Below are 20,354 nucleotides of genomic sequence, written 5' to 3'. Positions count from 1 at the left end.
CTGCTGGCGCGCGATCTTGCACGAGCCGAGTTCCGAAGACGAGCTGCTCTAAACAGAACAGCCGAAGCCTATGATGTAGACGGGAACGTTCAGCGAAACGAGGTTGAGGAAAGCTGATGCGCGGACTGCTGTATGCACGCTATTCGACGGATCCAAGATCCGCTATCGATCGCCACGCAGTTGACGATGTACCGTCGCGGCCTCGCACAGCGAAAATGGACCGAGGTCGGCTGCTACACAGATGGTTCGCAGTCCGGCGCAACAATCCACCGGGTCGGGTTACAGGCGTTACTTGCCGCGGTAGGAACCGGGGGCGTTGACGTAGTGTTCGCAGATGCGATGGACCGGGTGTCGCGAAGCCAGGCGGACATGCTTCGCTGTACGAAAGACTGATGTTCCGCGGCATCCTCCTTGTCACACGCAAGGAAGGCGAGGTCGGGGCGCTGCAAATCGGCATGATGGGAACGATCAACGCCGAACAGATTGCCGCGACCAGCGAGAAAACTCGCGATGCTCTGATCAAGCGGCACGCAATGGGAAAGAATCCTGGCGGCACGGCATATGGCTATGAGAAACGCATCGCCTACGACCTGAACGGCGAACGTACCAGGGGTCTGCAGCAGATCGTGCCGGCGCAAGCCGCTATCGTCGTACGGATCTTCGAAGACTATGCTGCTGGCATATCGCCCGGCAGCATAGTCCGCCGCCTTAACGAGGAAGGCGTACCGCCCCCGCGCAGCGGTCGACGTGATCGGGCAACGTCGAGCAATCCACATGCATGGACGCCCAACACGCTGACCGGCAACGCCGAGCGTGGTACTGGCATTCTCAACAACCAACTTTATGTCGGTAGACGCGCTTACGCCCGCCAGACGTACCGCAAGAATCCCGATACCGGTAAACGACATGCATTCCTGACTGCAGAAGAGCAGCAGGCTACCACGGTCGCAGCACCAGACCTGCGCATCGTCAGCGACACGTTATGGCAGAGCATCAAGGACCGCCAGCAGTCGCTGCGGCGTGGCCCGATGAGGGCCGGGGACGCCGTCCCTGCCCTGCCCTTCTTCGCACAGCAGCGCCCGAAATATTTGACATCCGGCAAGATGACCTGCGGCGAATGCGGTTCGAGCTATGCCAAATCTGGTCGCACGCGGTTCGGCTGTCAGGGGGCATCAAAGAAAGGCCCAGCCTTTTGTGGGAACCGCCTGACCATCCGCCAGGACGATCTCGACGCCCGCATCCTATCCGGTCTCGCGAACGAGATGGTGCGTGACGAGGTGCTCGCGGTATTCCTCGAGGAGTATGCGAAGGAGACGGCGCGACTGGAGGCAAGCGCGACTGACAGTCAGCCGCAGCGCGATCTCGAATTGATGGAGATCGACCGGCAGATCGCCCTCGCCAAGGCAGCCATCCTCAAGAGTGTGGACGCCTCGATGTTCATTGCGCAAATGAGGGCGTGGGCCGAGCGACGAGGCACGTTGCTTTCCGAAGCTGAGCGCGCATTTAAGCTACCGACGCCTACCAACTTACTACATGCAGATCTTGACAACACGTACCGCCAGAAGGTCGGACGGCTGACCGATGCGTTTGAGGATGATGCGCTCCGCTCACAGGCGTTCGAGCGCATCCGTTCGCTGATCGACACAGTCGTGTTGAAACCGGAAAACGGCGACTTGCGATCCATCTTCGCGGCGAGTTTGCGTCAATGCTAGAGCTGAGCGCTGGAGCGGAAACGCAAAAAGCCTCCGCGGAGGTGACCGAGGAGGCATTGCAAATCAAGTTGGTTGCGGGGACAGGATTTGAACCTGTGACCTTCAGGTTATGAGTTCTATTAACGACGATACGATATACTTCGCGTGAATACCTTTATCTACGTGTCTACCGTGCCTTAGCTTGACTGCGACGCCGTACCATTGCTTCCAATGACCCCGCGCTTACGCACCGTTACTTCGCACCATGCTTCCTAGGTGCTTCCTGAAGACGGCCGGCGGAGAGCGCAGGTATTTGGAGGGCCGACATGGCAAAGTTAACGAAGCTGATGGTGGGAACCACGACCACGCACGATAAGGAGTTTTTGTGGGATGACGAAGTAAAAGGCTTCGGTATTCGTTTTCTCGGATCAGGGAGACGCGTGTGGGTGTACCGATACCGGGATGAGAACAACTGCTGGCGGCAGCTGAAGGTCGGCGAGGTCGGGGTGTTACCGTTGGGGTCGGCCCGTGAGCAGGCTCGCTCCGCCGCTGCAAAGGTTCAGATGGGCGGCGACCCCGCCGCCGAACGGGACGCCAAGCGAAGAGCACTCACCGTGCGCCAGCTCGCTGAGGTCTTCGATGACCGGCATATCGCCCTATGGGTAAAAGCGAGCACCGCCGCCGAGTATCGGCGCTCACTGAAGACGTACATTCTACCGGAGATCGGCTCGAAACGCGTTGACGAGGTGACGCGTCAGGATGTTGCCCGGATCCACCGAGACCTCGGCCACAAGCCCACCCAGGCCAATCGAACGATTGAGGTTATCTCGAAGATGTTCAGCCTGGCTGAGGAATGGGGGTACCGGCCGGAGGGAACGAACCCGCGCAAGGGCGTAAAGAAATACCCCGAGAATAAGCGCGAACGGTTCCTTAGCGCCGCCGAGCTGGCGCGGGTTGGCGAGGTGCTGGCGGAAATGGAAGCAGAGCGCATTGAGATGCCGTCCGCTATCGCTGCGATTCGGCTACTGATGCTGACGGGGTGCCGACTAAACGAGATCATGACGCTGCAGTGGCGCTATATCGACTACCAGCACGGGCTTCTCCGTCTGCCTGACTCGAAGACAGGCGCCAAGGACGTCCCCGTCGGCGCCCCTGCCCTAACATTGCTGCATAGCTTGCCGCATCCAGACGGCAACGACTGGGTCCTACCTGGCAAGTTCCCCGGCGGGCGGCTCACTGACCTGCAGCCGTTCTGGCAACGGGTGCGAGAACGCGCAGGACTGAAAGACGCACGCATTCACGACCTACGACATACCTTTGCATCGGTCGCCGCCGCCGCCGGCATGTCATTGCTAGTTATCGGCAAGATTCTTGGCCATTCGAGCGAGCAGACGACCAAGCGCTATGCCCACCTTGCCCGCGGTACGGTCCGAGACGCGGCTAACGATGTGTCGGCCGCAATTTTCGGCAGCATGTCGCCGATCACTAATCGTACCGTAGCTATTGATTGAGCATAGGATCTCACCCGGTCCCATTGTTGCTTGGGGACCGGGTAATGAACGGTCCTTAGCAGTTGCCCAGATTTTGCTGTTCGGAACGTCGCAATCCGGTGGACGGCGGTCCGTCAGCTTCCGGCGTGGGATGGCGGTAAGCTGACGTTGCGGATTGGTCTGAGGGGGAGACGGGAAACCCCAAAAACCTGGTTGTCGTACTTTCATACAAACCGACCGGGTTTGCCGTACATTGCTCTACCGGCCCGGGAAGCCCAGCCGGGCCTATCGTCCGGCTGCACAACAATCATGTGTTTTCCGACAGTCTCAAAACGCTGCGGCAGCCTATACCAGCGTCATGACCAAGATACCGGATACGCACAAGAGATCGCAGGTTTCACCGGAATCCTCATTTTTGCACCTGAACGACAGCGCCCGGCATCATCGGGTCGCCCGGAGCAATGACGAGGTAACGGCGCATGTCGCCTTTCGCGTCGCTGACGATCTGGCGGAGCGGTCCGAGCGTGTTTACTATCGCGCCGCCCGCCGGATTGGTCATGAACTTCGCCAGAGGCTGGATCACGCCGCTGCCATCAGCGTGGGAGGATAGTCCAAGGACATAGGGCATCTTTGGGCTGAGGCCCGCAACCGCCGCCTGCAAAATCTGGACCTGGCCTTGATCGAACAGCGTGACCTGGCTGCGCCCAGTCCCGGATAGAGTCAGCTGGATCTTCATGCCGGCCTGCGCGAGCGGCACCAGGTTTGCACGGCCATCGCCTACCGGCACCGCGCCGGAAACATATGCCACGCCTTGCGGACCCTGACCGATCGGAATTGTCTCGATGACGGTGTTGCTGGCGGTATCGATCGCCGCGACCGAATCGGCGTTCTCCAGCCCGACATACATCCGCGTGCCGTCGCCCGACGGCCAAAGGCCATGAGGAAGCGCGCCGACCGGAATGCTCGCGACCTGCACGAAGTCGGTAGTGCGGAATACCTTGACGACGTTCTCGGTGCCGACCGTTACATAGGCGAACTGGCCGTTCTTATTGCGGGCGATATTGACGTGGTTGGTGATCGCGCCGGTATCGAACGTCTTCAGCACTGCGAAGGGCGGCTTGGCGTCAAACACCATGACCTTGCCGACGTCCTTCAGCGTCAGCCAGACCTGCGTGCCATCGGGCGTCGCGGCGATGTCAGGGCAGAACGGGCTCGCCTGCTTGACGCGACCGACGATCTTCTTCGAGGCGGTGTCGATCACCACGGTCTCGGGTGTGAAGCTCGAACAGACGTAACCGTATTTTCCGTTCGGCGAGAAGATCGTCATGCCGGGGCCGTTGGGGACGGGGATGCGCGTGGTCGGCGCGAAGGTCTTGCCGTCGAGCACCTGGATATAATCCTCGCCGCGCACCGCGACCCAGACTTCGCGACCGTCGGGGCGGAAGAACGCTTCGTGCGGCGATCGGCCCACATAGGTCGTGTGCTTCACGGCATTGGTCGCAGTGTCGATGAACGTCACCGAGTTCGAGCCGATCGAGATTACCGCCAGCGTCTTGCGATCAGGCGAGAAGCCCATGCCGTGCACGAGCAGCTGTCCTTTGTAGAGCGGGCTGAGGTTCGAGGGGGTCTGGTCGCCGAGCTTTATCACGCCGAGCAGCGTGTTGGTCGACGGATCGATCACCGACACGGTGTTGGAGAACTGGTCCGAAGTGTAGAACCGATCGTGCGCGCTAACAGGGATGTCGGGGGTCGCGTTCGGTACCTGCTGCGCAAATGCCGGGGCCGAAAAAGACAGGGCAGCACAGGCGGTTAAGGTAAAACGCTTCATGGACGGTCTCCGTGATGGGGGTGACCGGTCGCGGTCGGTTCAGTGTGAAGCGGCAACGCGCCGCCTTCGGATAAGATGCCCTGCATCACCGCGATTTCTTGACGCTGTTCGACGATGATTCCCTGGGCGAGCCGGCGCAGGCGTTCATCCTTGCCGAACCGCAGTTCGACTTCGGCCATGTCGATCGCGCCCTGATGATGCGGGATCATCATCTTTGCGAAGTCGCGATCGGGATCGCTCGAATAACCGGTCATCATCGCGCCGTGCATCCGCGCCATCGCCGCATCCATTGCGGACGCGAAACCGTCCGTTTGCGCTAAAGCACCCGTCGATACGGACACGGCTATCGCCGTTAGCAAGGCCGTGCGAGATTTCATCGTCATGCCTTTAGTGTTCCCATTTATGACACGCGAGCGATGAATGCCGAGCGTGACAGCGTAAGTAATTGCGGCGCAGCCGCCGGTCCAACGCATAAGCATGGTCGTTCCGATCATCTAACAAGAACGGTAGGCGATCTATGATCGCGTTTTCGTATTGAAACCATCGCGACTATGCGTTGGACGCGAGGGACATATCGGTCGATCTAGCGGCATCGGACTGGCACGATCACCCGCCGGATCCGCGATAAGGATCAAACGATGAAAGCCACGATCGTTCTGGTTGCCGCGATGTTGGCCTCCGTAGCGCCAGTCCCGGCGATCGCTCAGGCCTATTGGGCTGCACCTGCGGCGGACGACTTTCCCTGCGATATCAAGGCGGTTCAGGCACCGTGGTCGAAGGCTGATATCGACCTTAGTCATCATGACCGGATCTATGTGTCTGACCCGACATCGACGAAGATCGTTGTCATCGATCCTGCAGCGGGCAACGAACTGGGACGCATCGACCTCGCCAAAAGCGCGATAGCTGAGCCCAGCTTTTCCAGCTCCAAAGTCCAGCACCTGGCTGCAACGCGTGACGGGCGGACCCTGGCGGTATCGGCATTAGCGCAGCACAGTGTGACGCTCGTAGATCTGGCCACGAACACGGAACGAGGCCGGACCGTGTTCCAGACGTCGCCTACCGCCGTCGCGTTTACGCCCAATGGGCACGAACTCTGGGTTTCGCTCGGCGATGAACATGCCATCGCGGTCGTGGATCCTAAGACCGCGCGGGAGATCACCCGCGTACCAGCAAGTGGCGGAGCGGGCGCGACCATCCTGTCGCCAAACGGACGTTATGCCTTTGTATCGCTTACTGAAAGGCCGTCCATCCTGGTTGTCGACGTCGAGCATCGGCGCGTCGTCGGACACGTTGCCAGCAACGGTGCAGGTGCGGGAGCAATCGCGGTCTCGCCAGATGGCAAACAAATCTGGTCAACACGCCGCGAGAGCGGCACGACCACGGTCTTTGCTGCCAAACCGCCGTTTGCGGTACGCGAAGTGATAAACACTGGTCCAGCAACGGGCGCGGTCAACTTCGCCCAGCGCGCGGACGATTCCTTTGCCTATGTCAGCGTTGGCGGCGATCAACCTGCAATCAAGGTCTATAGAACCGACAGCCTGGAGGCTGTGACAACCATCCCGCTACAAGCGGCTCCGAGTGCGGTTTGGCCGTCGGGCGATGGTACGAGGATCTATGCCAGCCTGGCCGGAACCAACAAGGTCGCTGGGATCGACACGCTGACGTACACCACCGCGTCGACGATCCCGATCAGTACGGATGCGCAAAGCCTGATCTACGTTCCTGGTGCCGTGCGATCAGGAAAAGGTCTCGCCAATCTAGTGCCATCCGGGCGCGATGCGGCGCTTGCCCTGGCGGCGCGTTGATCGGTCTTACACCGTCTGTAATCTTCCAACGAAAGCCCTTTCCAAAATGACCAAGCCCCCCGTCAGGATCGCGATCAGCGGTGCCGCAGGACAAATTTGCTATTCGCTGCTCTTCCGGGTCGCGCAGGGTGACGTGTTCGGACCGGACCAGCCCGTTATCCTTCAACTGCTCGACGTGCCGCAGGCGATGGACGCAGTACGCGGCGTGGTCATGGAACTGGAGGATTGCGCGTTCCCGCTGCTGGCAGATTTGATCATTACTGATGATCCGATGGTGGCTTTCAAGGACATCGATGCGGCCATGCTGGTCGGGTCTCGTCCCCGCTCGAAGGGCATGGAGCGCCGTGATTTGCTCGCTGCCAACGCAGCGATCTTCAAGACGCAGGGCGCAGCGCTGGACGCAGTGGCCAAACGCGACGCCAAGATCCTGGTCGTCGGCAATCCCGCCAACACAAATGCCTGGATCCTTGCGCAAAGCGCACCGGGTTTTCCTGCCGAAAACATCACGTCGATGATCCGCCTCGATCACAACCGCGCGCAAGGACAGCTTGCGGCCAAGGCGGGTGTCGGTGTCGATGCGATTACGAAGCTCGTCGTCTGGGGAAACCATTCGCCAACGATGTTTGCCGACTGGGGGAATGCCGAACTCGATGGCCAAAAGCTTGCCGACCGTATCGGAGACGAGCCTTGGTACCGCGAAACGTTGATCCCCACCGTTGCGCAGCGCGGAACCGCGATCATCGAAGCACGGGGTGCGTCCTCGGCCGCGTCGGCCGCAAATGCAGCGATCGACCATCTGCGCGACTGGGTGCACGGCGCAGGCGATAATTGGGTGTCGATGGGCGTGGTGTCAGATGGCGCCTACGGTATCCCGCAAGGACTGGTGTGCGGCGTGCCGGTGCACTGCATGAGCGGTGGGTATGCGCTTATCGAAGGCCTTACCTTCGATCCGTTCCAGCGATCGATGCTCGATCGCACGATTGCCGAACTGGTCGATGAACGTGAGGCGGTTATCGACATTCTGAAATGACCAATCGGTATATCTGATTGGAATGACCGTAATCTTTGGTTGGTTCGATTGATCTCCTTTCCCTATCATTGGGGCAAGGAGATCGGGCATGACCCTCGAACAACTCAGGATTTTCGTCGGTGTCGCAGAGCGCGAGCACATGACGCGCGCTGCCGAAGCGCTCAATGTGACGCAGTCGGCCGCAAGCGCTGCCATCGCCGCGCTAGAAGCTCGGCACGGCGTGCCGCTGTTCCACCGGGTCGGCCGCGGGATCGAACTGTCCGAAGCGGGCCGCATGTTTCTGATCGACGCGCGCGCCGTCCTTGGCCGTGCGGCGAGCGCGGAACTTGCACTGGCCGAATATGCCGGGCTGGAGCGCGGCACACTGCGGCTGGTCGCAAGCCAGACGATCGCGGGCTATTGGCTGCCCCGCCAGCTAGCGGCGTTCCATGCGCGCTACCCCGCGATCACGATCGAACTGGCGATCGACAACACGGAAGGGGCCGCGGCGCGCGTGCTCGACGGCGCAGTCGAGCTCGGCTTCGTCGAAGGTGTGATCGACGAGCCCGCGCTCGCGCATTGGACGGTCGCGAACGACCGCATGGTGCTGGTTAGCAACCGCGCTGCCGACACGATCGACGAGGACTGGATCCGCGCCGCGCGCTGGATTATCCGCGAGCAGGGATCGGGCACGCGCTCGTCGTTCGAGGAGGTGTTGCGCCAGCGCGGCGTCGATCCGTCGGACCTCACCACCGCGCTGACCCTGCCGTCGAACGAGGCGGTCCGCAGCGCGGTCGAGGCTGGCGCAGGCGTCGCGGTCCTGTCGCAGCATGTCGTCGCACCTGCAATCGCGGCCGGAACGTTGCACGATCTGCCGCTCGGTCTGCCGCGGCGTCCGTTCTACGCGCTGAGGCACAAAGAGCGCTATCGTACCCGGGCGGCCGATGCGCTGACCGATCTCATCAAGGAGACTGGCAAGTGACCGCCGATTTGAAACCCGTTCTCGATGGCCTGAAGCCGCTCAGCCGGCTCGACTCTCCACGCGAGATGATCCGGCAGTTCACCCCCAACTGGTTCGCCGCGACGATGGGCACCGGCATCCTCGCGCTGGCCTTGCCGCAGGTTCCGGGGGTCGGCGCATCGCTGCACCCGGTCGGCGAGGCACTGTGGTATTTCAACATCGCGCTCTTCACGCTGTTCGCCGGGCTCTACACCGCGCGCTGGACCATGTTCGGGCACGAGGCGCGGCGGATCTTCGGGCACAACACCGTATCGATGTTCATCGGTACGATCCCGATGGGCCTCGCGACGATCATCAACGGGTTCCTGGCGTTCGGCCTGCCGCGGTTCGGCGCCGGCGTGATCCCGATCGCCGAGACATTGTGGTGGATCGACGTCGCGATGTCGCTCGCCTGCGGTGTAGCGATCCCCTACCTCATGTTTACCCGGCACGAACATTCGCTCGACGGCATGACCGCGGTGTGGCTCCTGCCAGTGGTCGCGGCCGAGGTCGCAGGCGCGAGCGGAGGCCTGCTCGCACCGCATCTGGCGGACGCCCATCATCAGTTCGTTGTGCTGGCGACCTCCTATGTCCTGTGGGCCTATTCGGTGCCGGTCGCGTTCGGCATTCTTGCGATCCTGATCCTGCGGATGGCTCTCCACAAGCTGCCGCACGAGAGCATGGCCGCCTCGAGCTGGCTCGCGCTCGGTCCGATCGGCACCGGTGCGCTCGGGATGCTGGTGCTCGGTAGCGACGCGCCCGCGATCCTCGCCGCCAACGGCCTCGGCCAGATCGGCGCAGTGGCGCAAGGAATCGGCACGATCGCCGGGCTGTTGCTCTGGGGCTTCGGCCTGTGGTGGCTGGCGCTCGCGACGCTGATCACGATCCGCTACTGGCGCGCGGGCATTCCGTTCAACCTTGGGTGGTGGGGCTATACCTTCCCGCTCGGCGTCTACACGGTCGCGACCTTCAAGCTCAGCACGACGCTCCAGCTCGGCTTTTTCGGGATCGTCGGCACCGTCCTCACGATCGCACTCGCCGCGATGTGGCTGCTGGTCGGCGCCAAGACGGTCGCAGGCGGCTGGCGCGGAAACCTGTTCGTGTCGCCCTGCATCGCCCAAGCCAATTAAAGGGCCGAACTGATCGTCCTGCCGGATCGAACCGGCGCATCCGATCGACCCGTACCGGGCAGACCGGCGGACAGGTCGCGCATACAGATCATGACAGAAACGGGAGAATGTTGGTGGACAGCCTGGATATGAAACTGGCGCAGGAGACGAACCGCCGTCGCTTTCTCGCAGAGGCTGCGATCGGCAGCGGCGCGCTGATCGCCGCACCCGCGCTGGCGCAGAGCATGGTCGACCTGCATCTGCCGGGTGGCCCATCGGAACGGCCGATGACCAGTGCGTTCCCCGGCAAGGGCAGCATGATCCTCCAGCGGATCCACCCGCCGCTGCTGGAAACGCCGATGAGCGTGTTCAATGGCGACGTCTTTACGCCGAACGACCAGTTCTTCGTCCGCTGGCACTGGGCCGACATTCCGACCGCGATCGATGTCGAGGCATTCCGGATCAAGGTGCACGGCGCGGTCACGCGGCCGCTGTCGATCTCGCTCGCGCAACTGCTGAAGCTGCCGCGCGTCGAGCTGGCGGCGATCAACCAATGCTCGGGCAATTCGCGTGCGCTGTTCCAGCCGCCCGTCGCGGGCGCGCAGTGGCGCCACGGGGCGATGGGCAACGCCAAATGGCTAGGCGTGCGGCTGCGCGATGTGCTCGACATCGCCGGCGTGAAGCCGGGCGCGGTCGCGGTACGGTTCGGTGCGCTCGACCAGCCGGTGGTTGCGGGCGCACCGGATTTCGCCAAGTCGCTGTCGATCGACCACGCACGCGACGGCGAAGTGATGCTCGCCTTCGGGATGAACGGCGAACAGATGCCGCTCCTCAACGGCTTCCCGGTCCGGCTAATCGTACCCGGCTGGTATTCGACCTATTGGGTCAAGATGCTGAACGACATCGAGGTGCTTGCCGCGCCCGACGACGGTTACTGGATGGCTAAGGCGTACAAGATCCCTGACACTCCAGGCGCGAACGTGCGGCCTGGCCAGAAGGATTTCCCGGCCGTCCCGATCAACAAGATGATCCCGCGCAGTTGGGTCACGAGCCTCGACGAAGGGCAGGCGATCGCGTTCGACCGGTCGATCCCGCTGGGCGGCATTGCGATGGGCGGCGATTGCGGCGTCGCCAAGGTCGATGTGTCGACCGACAACGGCAAGACCTGGTACAAGACGACGCTCGGCCCCGATCACGGCAAATACAGTTTCCGCCGCTGGGACGCGCAGGTGCCGCTCACGCATGCGGGTCCGACCAGACTGATGTCGCGCTGCTGGAACACCGCCGGCATCGCGCAGCCGATGACGCCGATCTGGAACCCGGGCGGGTTCATGCGCGGCAACATCGAAACCACCAACATCGTCGTCGGCTGAGGAGCGCTCCCCCATGAAAACGCCTTCCATCGGCACGCTGTCGTTCGGGTTCGTCGGCGCGACCGTCGTTCTTCTGCTCGCGATCGGTGCCCCGAACAGCCGCGTCGCCCCGCCGCCTGCCGCCCCGACCGCACCACCGCCGCCAAGCGTCTCGGCGCGCGGCTTCTCGCTGGTGTCCACTACAGTCGATCTCCCGACCGACGAAGGCCAATATCCCGCCGGCCCGCATGCCGACGTCATCAACGCCAACTGCACCTCGTGTCATTCGGCGAGCATGGCGCTGAACCAGCCGCCACTCTCTTCCGATCAGTGGACCGCGGAGGTCACCAAGATGCGCGAGGTCTACAAGGCTCCCGTTGCACAGGCTGACGTGCCGGCGATCGTTGCTTATCTGACCGCCATGAGCGCAAAGCAGCCGGGCGCCGCGAAGGGCAAGGCGCAAGACCCCGATCCGAAGGCTGCGCCCGACGTATCGGGGGGATCAGGCTAGGCCCATCAACTCACGGCACGCGGTTCTGCGCGCGAAGTGCTGTGCAGCGTGTACGTGTCTCGCGCAGTGTTGCATTGGGGGCAAGGCCGTTCGCGGGCACCTTGGGTATCGCAACGCGCTGCGACAGGTAGATGCCGTTGTGGCCCGAGCAGAGATAGGCCACGAAACAGGCGACGGCGATCGGCACCGCATAGCCGGCGCCGAACAGTTCGATTCCCATGAAGGTGCAGGCGAGCGGGGTATTGGCGGCCCCGGCAAAGACCGCGACAAAGCCGATCGCGGCGAACAGGCCCGTCGGCACGCCCAAGAAAGGCGCCAGCGCGTTACCGAGCGCTGCGCCGATGAAGAACAACGGCGTGACTTCACCGCCTTTGAAACCCGCGCCGAGCGTAACGACGGTAAACAGGAGCTTGATCGCCCAACTCCACGGATGCGTGTCCGGTCCGAAGAAGCTGGCGATGGTAAGGCTGTCGGGCCTCGCTGCCAGGACACCCAGGCCCAGATAGTCGCGCGTGCCGAACAAGAAGACGAGCGCGATAACGAAGACCCCGCCGATCACTGGACGTAGCGGACCATAGGGAACAATCCGCTTGAGCCATCCCCCGACCAGGTGGTTGGCTTCGGCGAAGGCCAGACCAACCAGTCCGAATATGATCCCCGCAACACCTGCCTCCGTCACGAGCAGCGCATCGACCGGTATCGACGCGCCGATCGGGTAGACACCGTGATGGATACCCCAGGCGAGGCACGTCCAATCTCCGACCAGCGCCGCAACGAGGCAAGGCACTAGCGCGGAGTATTCGACGCGGCCGATCGCCAGCACTTCGAGCGCGAAGACCGCGCCTGCGATCGGCGTGCCGAAGACCGCGCCGAACCCGGCTGCGATACCCGTCATCAACAGGATGCGCGTGCCGCCCGCATCGAGGCGGAGCGCGCGGCCGAAACCGCTGGCAAGGCTTCCGCCCAATTGGACGGCGGTGCCCTCACGTCCGGCCGAGCCACCGAAAAGATGCGTCACCACTGTGCCGAAGAAGATGAGCGGCGCCATCCGCAGAGGCACCCCGCCACCAGGCTCGTGGATCTGCTCCACGATCAGGTTGTTGCCGCCCTCCACCGAGCGCCCGGTGAGATGGTACAGTAATCCGACAACGAACCCGCCCACCGGCAGCAGATAGAGCAGCCAAGGCGACGCAAACCGCAGTCGCGTAACGGTATCGAGACTCAGCAGGAACGCCGCACATAGCGTCCCGACGAGTGCCGCCATGGGCAGCAAGATCAGCGCCCAGCGCAGGACAGAGATCGCATGGTCGTGACGATCGCGCATGAATGCCGCGACGTTCAGCGTGCCGACGAGATTGCGAAAGGTAGCGCGCACAATTCCTCCTTGCTGCCTGAAGGCGCCAAGTAGGAATCATCAGCTCTTATCAGAGCGGTTCGGCCAAATTGCCCGGCAGAAATCCATTGCCAAAGTCGATCTATGAGACGTTTGCCCCAACCGTCAATGGGCATATTGGTCGGGCAAATGCTCGGACCGGGCAGTCGGCAGCGTCTATCTAAGCCCGTTATTATGTACCGACCCCGGGTACGCTGCATGCGGGACCGATCGGCTTTGGCCCACGTCGTTTTTGGGCTTCGTCACAAGGGGGTGATACCGCACGAAAGCCGCGGATGCGCTGCGGGGTCTGATCGGCTCGCAGCAAACCTAGGGATGGCTGCTACGAGCGTGCCGTCCAGATGCCGACGAGCGCGGCCAGTGACACGAGCATGAGAAACCCGTTCATCACTAGGAGCAACGTCGCTGGCAGGCGCTTGATGTCCGGTCGTGGCGGCGGGGCGCCTGCGCCCATCTCTCGCCACACCGCAGCGGCGAAGCAAAAGGCGCTGAACAAGATCAGCATGGTCCCGGTCGCCGTCGCCAGCCACGGGAACACGACGTCCTTGAGCAGCGCGCGCGCGCCGATACCGGAAGCGAGCGCCGCCAGTCCGGTACGTACCCAGGCAGCATAGGTGCGTTCGCCGGCGAGGATTGTGCGGTCCGCGGCAAGCTCTGTGCGACGGTCGGCGCTGTCCACCTGCTGGACTGCGCTGTCCTTCAGCTTGCTCGCGCTCTCCGCCAGCTTCGCATGGGCCCGATCGGCGTCGTGCGGCGCGTCCATCAGCCAGCGGTAACGGCGATGCGATGCCAGGCAGTCGAGAGATAGCCGGCGAAGTTCCAGATCGCCTCGGGCCGTTCGGGCTGCATCTGCCCGGCACCGTCAACGGCGCGCACGATCAGGACGTGGAGTCCGGGAGACAGATCGACCGTGACGTGCCACTGCGTCCAGCTCCAAGGCGCATCGGGTTTTGCAGTCAGTTCCGCCTGCAGCCAGTCGGTGCCGCCATTGACGGAGACCTCGACGCGCGAGACCGCTCGGCCGAAGGCGACCGCATAACCCGCGATTTCGCACGCGCCGGCGCTGACATGCGCGCCGTCCACCGGCGCGCAGATCGCAGCATTGAGCGGCATCTCCTCGATAGTCAGACCCCGATCCCAGTCCGCGTCCTCCTTCGCTACCGATGCCGGAAAGAGCTTGTAGTCCTTGGCCTGGATCGGCGCATCGGACGGGCGATCGCGCACCTCGATGCGCGTCAGCCACTTGGCGCTACGAACGCCCGCATAACCCGGCACGACGAGCCGCAGCGGTGCGCCATGTTCGGGGGCCAGCGCCTCGCCATTCATGGCCCAGACGATCAGCACGTCGGGCTCTAGCGCCTTGGCGATCGAGATCGAGGCACCGAACGGTGCTGTCTCACCATCGACATCCACGTTGTCGGCCCCCGTAGTGCCGACGAACGACGCGCCGTCCTGGATGCCGGCTGCGGCGAGCACGTCGCACAGTGCGACGCCGGTCCACGCCGCATTGCCGATCGCGCCCACGTCCCAGGGATCGCCCGAAGTCTTTTCCACGTCTTGAAGATGTGCCCGACGATTGCCGGCGCACTGCATGGTCGCGGTCACTGTCCGGGTCGCAAATGCCGTTTGAAGTTCGGCAACCGTGTAGGAGCGCGGGCGGTCGACTAAGCCGTCCAGCGCTATACGATGATCGTCGGCCAGTTCCGGCGTAGGTCCGTGGCTGCGGATGTAGAAGTTCGCCTGCGGCGTCAGGAAGGACGTGATCAGTTTATCCGGGGGCGTTTCCGCATTGAGCGGCTCCGGACAGCGGAGGATCAGATTCTGTTCGGCGCGATCGGATGCGGTCATGCAAGCGGCCTACCATGATGAAATCAATAGCGAAATCGATCGTTTTGCTAGGCGATGTCACCCAGACTCTTTCGATAGCTTATCCCTTTCTAGACGGCGGTGGAGCGATCACTATGCCGTCGCGCGAAGGCGCCGAGCGCCAGACAGCCTTTCCCGTAGATCGTCGCGATGTGGCTGGACTTGCTACGACGGCTTTGTCCCAAAAGTCGTCGCTAGGTACTAGGGATGACGGAAAACCCTGTCGCCATCGCAGATGCGCGACAAACGGGTGTTTTGCGCCGCCTGAGCCAGCGTGCCGGCGTTTAGGCGAGGCGTGTCAATGATATCAATGATGTCCGCGCCAGCGCTTCCCGAACCCGCACCACGTCGATAAGCTTTCACCTAGGGGGGCGGCTTGTGGACGAGTGGGAACAACGCAACGAACAGGAACGGCGCGATACCGAGACGTTTCGACGCATTCACCGAATGGTGAAGCAGGGCTATGCCCCTGATTGGAGCATTACCGACGTTGAAGATGCCATATGGCTCGACCATCCCGGCGAAGGCCCCGCACTTCAGATATACCCGGATGGCAAGGTTGTTTCGCGTGGCGGCGGCGCAAAGCTCGACCCTCAAGCGGCTGAGGAACATGATCGCATCTACAATGACGACAGGGGCGATCACGACCGGTTCGACCGTTGGCTCGCGACCGTTCCCCTCCCCTCATTGCGCGAGCGCACCCGGGCAGGCCGCGAACGGCTGATATATCAGCCCGGATGCCTCGTGCTTTTTTTTGTGGGAAGCCTAGCATTCGGCAAGGCCCTAGAATGGTCGTGGAAAGCCATCACGGGGGGCTAAACGACGACCGGCCTGAGCGCCGCCGACATGAGGATTGCACCCTTGCAGTGAACGCAATCCATCTTGTGGCCGTCCTCTAGCTCTGCTTCCCAAATACCGTTTCGCTTGCCGCAACCCTCATGGGGGCAGTCGAAGGCAAGTTGATCAAGCACGACTTCAAAATGATCGCCGACCTCGCTTAACGATACCTCAGCCGACTGGATGCACTTCGTGCAACGAACCTTGATCGATGCCGCGCCCTTCGCAGGATTGCCACGATGGACAAACAGGGGATCAGTTCGGCGTTTCACTAAGGTGCCGCAAGCGCAATCCATCTGGAAAACTGGATAATGAGTGCCGCCCGGTACCGTCGCGGTAGAAGCAAGTACCTCATCAATAACTTCGATAATGTTGCCACACTCAGCTCGCCAGTCAGTCGTGTTCGCTTCGCCCTTCAATAGGCTGACAATCGAAGGGGCGTGCAGGGCGTTGCCGAGCTTGTAGTATCGCTTTTTTAGTTTTTTGAAGTCAAGACGAGCCTCAGATCCGATGTCGCGATACTCACCCGTTTGATCGTCGACTTCCCTGATGAACACGGTGCTATCTGCGAACGGATCAATCTCAAGGAGGCGCTCAAGTAGTTTCGGTGCCTGCCAATCGAGCCGCTTAAGATCGCCCAGCTCATCAAGATAGTTGATCGCATGGCCGTATATTAACGCTTCGAGGCCCAGCCTCAATTCAAGCGCAGCATAGATGACTGATCGCTCGTCATTCGATGCAAGCAGCTTGCGGGCTTGATCGGCGGAACGCTGGGCAAGAGCTCGAAACTCATCCCGGCGCGACCAAACATAGTCATGATCCATTCGACAATGGTAGCACGGGCCGCACGGCCATGCCATCCGCACGCGAGCGTTCGGCTAAACCGACGCGCTTTGACGAATGGCAGATTTCGTCTCAACGGGTTAAAGGCTCAAAAATGATCCGCGTCACACTTTCTAAACTCAAAGCTTGGTTCTCACCCGGCGTCTCTAGCAACAGTGCAAACTCAATTAATAAGAGTAAGATGCAGAGTAATCCGGCGCCAGTCCAAATTGCGGGGTCCGCGAAGAAGACTAAGCGGAAAGCGCAGAGGCAAGCCAGAGCGCGAAACCGCTAGAGCTACCTGTATCCGGCGCCCACCTTAATAGGGGATTCAGCCTAGAACAGACTCAGATGTACGCTACGCGCTGGCAGAGCGGCTCAGGCGCAATCACCTGTTTGTTGCCAGTCCCACCGTTTGACCGAAAGCGATCGAATTTCGGAAATGTCCGGATTGAAGATTTAAGCTATAGACATCAGCAATAATTAGCACGGTTCTGTCTCCGAAAATGTCACAATCCGGACGCGCGCGCCGTTCTGGAAAAGCATCCCTTTTTGAGGAAGCCTTGGCAGTCAGAGGGAGGGGGCTCGACGCCCCAAGTCATCACCGGCCGTGGACATGAAGAGAGCGGCCGAATTGGGGAGCTGAACCGATGATCTGAACGTCCGCTTCTGGATCGCACATGACTGAGATCGGGAGGGCTTAGCCTATCGCTCCGCGTTCTGCGCCGCGACATGGTGTGGATCGTCGCCGGGGAAATCGTTACCTATGCCGCCGCCTCCGACCCCGCCGCCGCCGCCCATACCACCACCGCCGCCGCCGCTCCGGCCAGCGTCGTCCTTGCTGCTACCGCCTCTGCCGCCCGACGACGCCGGACGCGTGGGTCCCTGCATCGCGATGGTCAGGTCCGGCGGGATTGGGTCGAGATCGAGCGCATCACGCACGAACGCACGGAGCGACACAACCAGCTCGTGCGTGTGGACCGGGTGGCCCGCGACCAGCTCGCGAACCGCCCCGTCCGCGAGCCGGACATGCTCCTCGGTACCGAGCAGGATGATGTCGGACAGCGCGGCCTCGACTGCGTCGCGGATCCGGCGTGTGCGGTCCGATCGCGCGGCGCCTTCCGCACTGAGGTCCAACACGGCCATGGGCTCCTCTGCGAAGCCGCCCTGCTCCCGCCGCCGCAGGTCGCGCCGGTGGGACGGATCGACAGAAAGGTCCCCGGTGAACGATCCGCCAAGGACCTTGTACGCAGCGATAAGCGTCCTGAGGCGCTCGTTGATCTGCCGATTCATCCGCTCACGGCGCTGCTGGAACGTCATTTGAGTGAGCAGACGGATGCCAACCCCTAGCAGTGTGACCAGTGTCAGCCCGAAGATGGTGGCGAGCAGGCTCTGCCAAGAGCTGAAATCCAGACCGCGCAAGTGTATTCCCCTAATTACAGTCTATGGAACGCCCGTCGATTTTGCAGGTGCCGCAGAGCAGCCCCGCGGCGAAGATAGCTGAAGCAATCTAGCTCTATTAACGCGGCCGCACGGATGTGCGCAGTTGGTAAGCCGGAAAGCTACGCCGAATGTCACCTTCTTGTTCGCTGCAGCCGACGGTCAGCGCTCTCGTAATCAGGAAAAGTAGTGAGCTATTGCATCATCTTCTGGATCGTAGTCGCCCGTCGTAATTCGCGTTCGGGCGAGCGGCGACAGCCCGAGTTCGGCGCCGAGCGTTTTTATCATCGATGCCTGGCGGTTCACGATTCCGAAGTACGGGGACTGCATGACCTGTCCGTTCTTTGATTTGATTACCATCGGACTGTTTTTAAGCTTTTCTGATGCCGCCTCATGCAGCGCAACGGCAACGCAGAATGCCGCCACAATAAATTGATCAACCACGGCAAGCACACCCGGCGGCAGCTCGTTACCAACCAACTTCCAGATCTGCTTCTCGCGCGCGTCCAATCGACCGGGTGGAGGCCCGAGGGGATTAGGCACAACTAGGTCGGGGCCCGAACGAGCGCGGTCTGCGCGCACCGTTCTTGTGCCCTCGATGAGGTGCATATGACTGGGTTTACGAGGGCGACCCATCACTTTTCCTTTCGTGTAAATGCCGGTTGGCACATTGGTCAAAGGTACTGCCGTCGGCCTCCAGCACTGAGGCCGCCCCGGCAAATTCCTGCCAGCGGCGCACGATCACATCGACAAAGCGGGGATCGAGCTCGCAAAGCCTGGCTGCGCGGCTCAGCATCTCGCAACTGATCAGCGTCGAGCCAGACCCGCCAAACAGGTCAAGGACGATATCGCCAACTTCCGTCGAGTTCTTCAGCATGCGGCTGATGAGCTCGACGGGCTTCATCGTCGGGTGGTCAGCTGACCTTTTCGGCTTGGAGACCTGAAGGATGGTCGGCTCGACTGGCTGCACGGTGAAGCCGGTCCCACGAACAATAAGGGACTCCTGGCCGACCCTGACGGTCAGCGTGCCGTCATCATTGAGCGTGAATACAGATCCCTCAAGCGACACAACGGTTGTCTGCTTCCGGCCGCCATACCAGTTGTGCGCCGCACCCGGCTTCCAGCCATAGAGAATGGGCTCGTGCTGCCATTGATAGTCCGAGCGACCGAGCACCAGCGCGTCCTTGGCCCACACGAGACAGCCTGACAGTTTGAAGCCCACCGACTGAAATGCTGTGCGAAACGCCAGTCCTTCTGTGTCGGCATGAGCGACATAGATTGCCCCTCCGGGTTTCAGGGCGGAGAACGCGATATTAAACGCGTTTTGCAAGAAGCCCGCGAAAGCTACCGCGCCCATGTTGTCATTCTGAATCTTACCGGCGGCGCCCTGATAATTCACGTTGTAGGGCGGATCGGTCCAGCAAGCGTCAGCCTTCTCCCCGCCCATCAACCGACCGATGTCAATCTGCGAGGTACTGTCACCGCAGATCACGCGGTGCGCGCCGAGGATCCAAACGTCCCCCGCCCGGCTGACAACATCTTCTGCCACGACGGGCATATCGTCGGGATCAGTGAGGTATTGCTTCCGATCGGCATCCAGGCCGAGCAGCTCGCCTTCGGAAAAACCAGCGAGATCAAGATCTGCGCCCAACTCGGCTAGCTCAGACAATTCCAGTGCAAGCAACTGCTCGTCCCAGCCAGCGTTAAGCGCGAGCTTGTTGTCCGCGATAACGTAGAGCCGTGCCTGCTCCTCGGTCCAACCGGTCGCCTGCAAAACCGGGACGGTCTCAATCCCCATTCGCTCTGCTGCTAACAGGCGACCATGCCCGGCCAACACTCCACCCGTCTCCGCCCGGATTAAAATTGGATTGGTCCAACCAAACTGCGCGATGGACCTAACAACCTGGTCGATTTGCTCGTCCGAATGAGTTCGCGCATTGCGAGCAAACGGAATCAGCTCTGAGACCTTGCGCACGCCAGGCTGAGATGCCGGCCACGCATGCACCAGACCTTCCATCTCTGCCGAGCCTGCTGCACTGGCATTCGCTTTATTGCAGCCTACCACTTCTTCGGACGCCACGTGGCGCGCATTCTTCGATGTCATCTATCTAACCCCTAAGTTCATTTGGGATTGATGAAAAATTTAGGCCAACGCCGGTGTCCCGCGGGCACTGCCAAGGTTTTGCCCCCCCCCCCGG

General features: G+C 61.7%; 19 protein-coding genes and 1 riboswitch. Of the genes, 10 read left to right on the top strand and 9 right to left on the bottom strand.

Features of this window, described 5'->3' with window-relative positions; genetic code table 11:
* The first annotated feature begins 132 nt into the window (after positions 1-132).
* The 3 genes from IFS44_RS22995 (at position 133) to IFS44_RS18505 (ending at position 3,202) form a co-directional block, all read left to right on the top strand.
* Positions 133-393: a recombinase family protein gene (locus IFS44_RS22995; protein ID WP_192099581.1), complete on the top strand. Its 261-nt coding sequence runs from the start codon at positions 133-135 to the stop codon at positions 391-393.
* Entirely contained in the window at positions 393-1,712 is a 1,320-nt protein-coding gene (locus tag IFS44_RS18510) for a recombinase family protein (RefSeq protein WP_192099580.1), read from the top strand. Before IFS44_RS22995 ends, IFS44_RS18510 begins: the two co-directional genes overlap by 1 nt.
* 305 nt (positions 1,713-2,017) lie before the next feature.
* Positions 2,018-3,202, top strand: coding sequence for a tyrosine-type recombinase/integrase (locus IFS44_RS18505; RefSeq protein WP_192099579.1), 1,185 nt, complete (start codon positions 2,018-2,020; stop codon positions 3,200-3,202).
* A 388-nt stretch (positions 3,203-3,590) separates the two neighbouring features.
* On the opposite strand, the gene IFS44_RS18500 is transcribed toward IFS44_RS18505, so the two are convergent.
* Complete coding sequence (locus IFS44_RS18500) at positions 3,591-5,009, bottom strand: YncE family protein (protein WP_056476194.1); 1,419 nt, start codon at positions 5,007-5,009, stop codon at positions 3,591-3,593.
* Positions 5,006-5,503, bottom strand: a complete 498-nt coding sequence (gene copM, locus IFS44_RS18495; protein WP_235527837.1) for a CopM family metallochaperone — start codon at positions 5,501-5,503, stop codon at positions 5,006-5,008. Before copM ends, IFS44_RS18500 begins: the two co-directional genes overlap by 4 nt.
* A 144-nt stretch (positions 5,504-5,647) precedes the next feature.
* Between copM and IFS44_RS18490 the strand changes: the two genes are divergently transcribed.
* The 6 genes from IFS44_RS18490 to IFS44_RS18465 all read left to right on the top strand — a co-directional run bounded on the left by IFS44_RS18490 (position 5,648) and on the right by IFS44_RS18465 (position 11,798).
* Positions 5,648-6,817 (top strand): hypothetical protein, encoded by a 1,170-nt coding sequence (locus tag IFS44_RS18490; RefSeq protein ID WP_192099578.1) that lies wholly within the window; start codon positions 5,648-5,650, stop codon positions 6,815-6,817.
* Positions 6,818-6,863: 46 nt separating this feature from the next.
* Positions 6,864-7,847, top strand: coding sequence for a malate dehydrogenase (locus tag IFS44_RS18485; RefSeq protein WP_192099577.1), 984 nt, complete (start codon positions 6,864-6,866; stop codon positions 7,845-7,847).
* Between the two features lie 88 nt (positions 7,848-7,935).
* On the top strand, positions 7,936-8,808 hold the full coding sequence (locus IFS44_RS18480) for a LysR family transcriptional regulator (protein WP_055843145.1): 873 nt from the start codon (positions 7,936-7,938) through the stop codon (positions 8,806-8,808).
* Entirely contained in the window at positions 8,805-9,956 is a 1,152-nt protein-coding gene (locus tag IFS44_RS18475) for a TDT family transporter (protein WP_055843147.1), read from the top strand. Before IFS44_RS18480 ends, IFS44_RS18475 begins: the two co-directional genes overlap by 4 nt.
* 107 nt (positions 9,957-10,063) lie before the next feature.
* Positions 10,064-11,308 (top strand): molybdopterin-dependent oxidoreductase, encoded by a 1,245-nt coding sequence (locus tag IFS44_RS18470; RefSeq protein ID WP_197977952.1) that lies wholly within the window; start codon positions 10,064-10,066, stop codon positions 11,306-11,308.
* Between the two features lie 13 nt (positions 11,309-11,321).
* Positions 11,322-11,798, top strand: coding sequence for a hypothetical protein (locus tag IFS44_RS18465; RefSeq protein WP_056019371.1), 477 nt, complete (start codon positions 11,322-11,324; stop codon positions 11,796-11,798).
* Between the two features lie 10 nt (positions 11,799-11,808).
* On the opposite strand, the gene IFS44_RS18460 is transcribed toward IFS44_RS18465, so the two are convergent.
* The 3 genes from IFS44_RS18460 to IFS44_RS18450 all read right to left on the bottom strand — a co-directional run bounded on the left by IFS44_RS18460 (position 11,809) and on the right by IFS44_RS18450 (position 15,039).
* The gene (locus IFS44_RS18460) at positions 11,809-13,173 is read right to left on the bottom strand and encodes a voltage-gated chloride channel family protein (RefSeq protein ID WP_056476202.1); all 1,365 of its coding nucleotides are present in this window, start codon (positions 13,171-13,173) and stop codon (positions 11,809-11,811) included.
* Between the two features lie 23 nt (positions 13,174-13,196).
* A riboswitch (Fluoride riboswitch) is annotated at positions 13,197-13,273 on the bottom strand.
* Positions 13,274-13,513: 240 nt separating this feature from the next.
* Positions 13,514-13,954 (bottom strand): YidH family protein, encoded by a 441-nt coding sequence (locus IFS44_RS18455; RefSeq protein WP_051916165.1) that lies wholly within the window; start codon positions 13,952-13,954, stop codon positions 13,514-13,516.
* On the bottom strand, positions 13,954-15,039 hold the full coding sequence (locus tag IFS44_RS18450) for a sulfite oxidase (RefSeq protein WP_055843150.1): 1,086 nt from the start codon (positions 15,037-15,039) through the stop codon (positions 13,954-13,956). The genes IFS44_RS18455 and IFS44_RS18450 overlap by 1 nt, the downstream gene beginning before the upstream one ends.
* Before the next feature lie 396 nt (positions 15,040-15,435).
* Here IFS44_RS18450 and IFS44_RS18445 point away from each other — a divergent pair, with 396 nt between their 5' ends.
* On the top strand, positions 15,436-15,876 hold the full coding sequence (locus IFS44_RS18445) for a hypothetical protein (protein WP_192099576.1): 441 nt from the start codon (positions 15,436-15,438) through the stop codon (positions 15,874-15,876).
* On the opposite strand, the gene IFS44_RS18440 is transcribed toward IFS44_RS18445, so the two are convergent.
* The 4 genes from IFS44_RS18440 to IFS44_RS18425 form a co-directional block, all read right to left on the bottom strand.
* Positions 15,873-16,718: a hypothetical protein gene (locus tag IFS44_RS18440; protein WP_192099575.1), complete on the bottom strand. Its 846-nt coding sequence runs from the start codon at positions 16,716-16,718 to the stop codon at positions 15,873-15,875. The two genes, IFS44_RS18445 and IFS44_RS18440, sit on opposite strands and share 4 nt — an antisense overlap.
* 703 nt (positions 16,719-17,421) lie before the next feature.
* Positions 17,422-18,138 carry a hypothetical protein gene (locus tag IFS44_RS18435; RefSeq protein ID WP_192099574.1) on the bottom strand — a complete coding sequence of 239 codons (717 nt, stop codon included), beginning with the start codon at positions 18,136-18,138 and terminating at the stop codon, positions 17,422-17,424.
* A gap of 195 nt (positions 18,139-18,333) precedes the next feature.
* Positions 18,334-18,666: a phage terminase small subunit P27 family gene (locus IFS44_RS18430; RefSeq protein ID WP_192099573.1), complete on the bottom strand. Its 333-nt coding sequence runs from the start codon at positions 18,664-18,666 to the stop codon at positions 18,334-18,336.
* 109 nt (positions 18,667-18,775) lie between these two features.
* On the bottom strand, positions 18,776-20,260 hold the full coding sequence (locus IFS44_RS18425) for a site-specific DNA-methyltransferase (RefSeq protein WP_192099572.1): 1,485 nt from the start codon (positions 20,258-20,260) through the stop codon (positions 18,776-18,778).
* Positions 20,261-20,354 lie beyond the last annotated feature (94 nt).

It is taken from the genome of Sphingomonas sp. CFBP 13706 (genome assembly GCF_014842355.1).
Lineage (GTDB): Bacteria > Pseudomonadota > Alphaproteobacteria > Sphingomonadales > Sphingomonadaceae > Sphingomonas > Sphingomonas aerolata.
This window is presented reverse-complemented; position numbering and strand designations above follow the sequence as displayed.

What these genes read in the sequence shown, in the direction of transcription:
- IFS44_RS22995 (WP_192099581.1), top strand. Translation starts at nt 133, where the DNA reads ATGCACGCTATTCGACGGATCCAAGATCCGCTATCGATCGCCACGCAG.
- IFS44_RS18510 (WP_192099580.1), top strand. Translation starts at nt 393, where the DNA reads ATGTTCCGCGGCATCCTCCTTGTCACACGCAAGGAAGGCGAGGTCGGG.
- IFS44_RS18505 (WP_192099579.1), top strand. Translation starts at nt 2,018, where the DNA reads ATGGCAAAGTTAACGAAGCTGATGGTGGGAACCACGACCACGCACGAT.
- IFS44_RS18500 (WP_056476194.1), bottom strand. Translation starts at nt 5,009, where the DNA reads ATGAAGCGTTTTACCTTAACCGCCTGTGCTGCCCTGTCTTTTTCGGCC.
- copM (WP_235527837.1), bottom strand. Translation starts at nt 5,503, where the DNA reads ATGATCGGAACGACCATGCTTATGCGTTGGACCGGCGGCTGCGCCGCA.
- IFS44_RS18490 (WP_192099578.1), top strand. Translation starts at nt 5,648, where the DNA reads ATGAAAGCCACGATCGTTCTGGTTGCCGCGATGTTGGCCTCCGTAGCG.
- IFS44_RS18485 (WP_192099577.1), top strand. Translation starts at nt 6,864, where the DNA reads ATGACCAAGCCCCCCGTCAGGATCGCGATCAGCGGTGCCGCAGGACAA.
- IFS44_RS18480 (WP_055843145.1), top strand. Translation starts at nt 7,936, where the DNA reads ATGACCCTCGAACAACTCAGGATTTTCGTCGGTGTCGCAGAGCGCGAG.
- IFS44_RS18470 (WP_197977952.1), top strand. Translation starts at nt 10,064, where the DNA reads ATGTTGGTGGACAGCCTGGATATGAAACTGGCGCAGGAGACGAACCGC.
- IFS44_RS18465 (WP_056019371.1), top strand. Translation starts at nt 11,322, where the DNA reads ATGAAAACGCCTTCCATCGGCACGCTGTCGTTCGGGTTCGTCGGCGCG.
- IFS44_RS18455 (WP_051916165.1), bottom strand. Translation starts at nt 13,954, where the DNA reads ATGGACGCGCCGCACGACGCCGATCGGGCCCATGCGAAGCTGGCGGAG.
- IFS44_RS18450 (WP_055843150.1), bottom strand. Translation starts at nt 15,039, where the DNA reads ATGACCGCATCCGATCGCGCCGAACAGAATCTGATCCTCCGCTGTCCG.
- IFS44_RS18440 (WP_192099575.1), bottom strand. Translation starts at nt 16,718, where the DNA reads ATGGATCATGACTATGTTTGGTCGCGCCGGGATGAGTTTCGAGCTCTT.
- IFS44_RS18425 (WP_192099572.1), bottom strand. Translation starts at nt 20,260, where the DNA reads ATGACATCGAAGAATGCGCGCCACGTGGCGTCCGAAGAAGTGGTAGGC.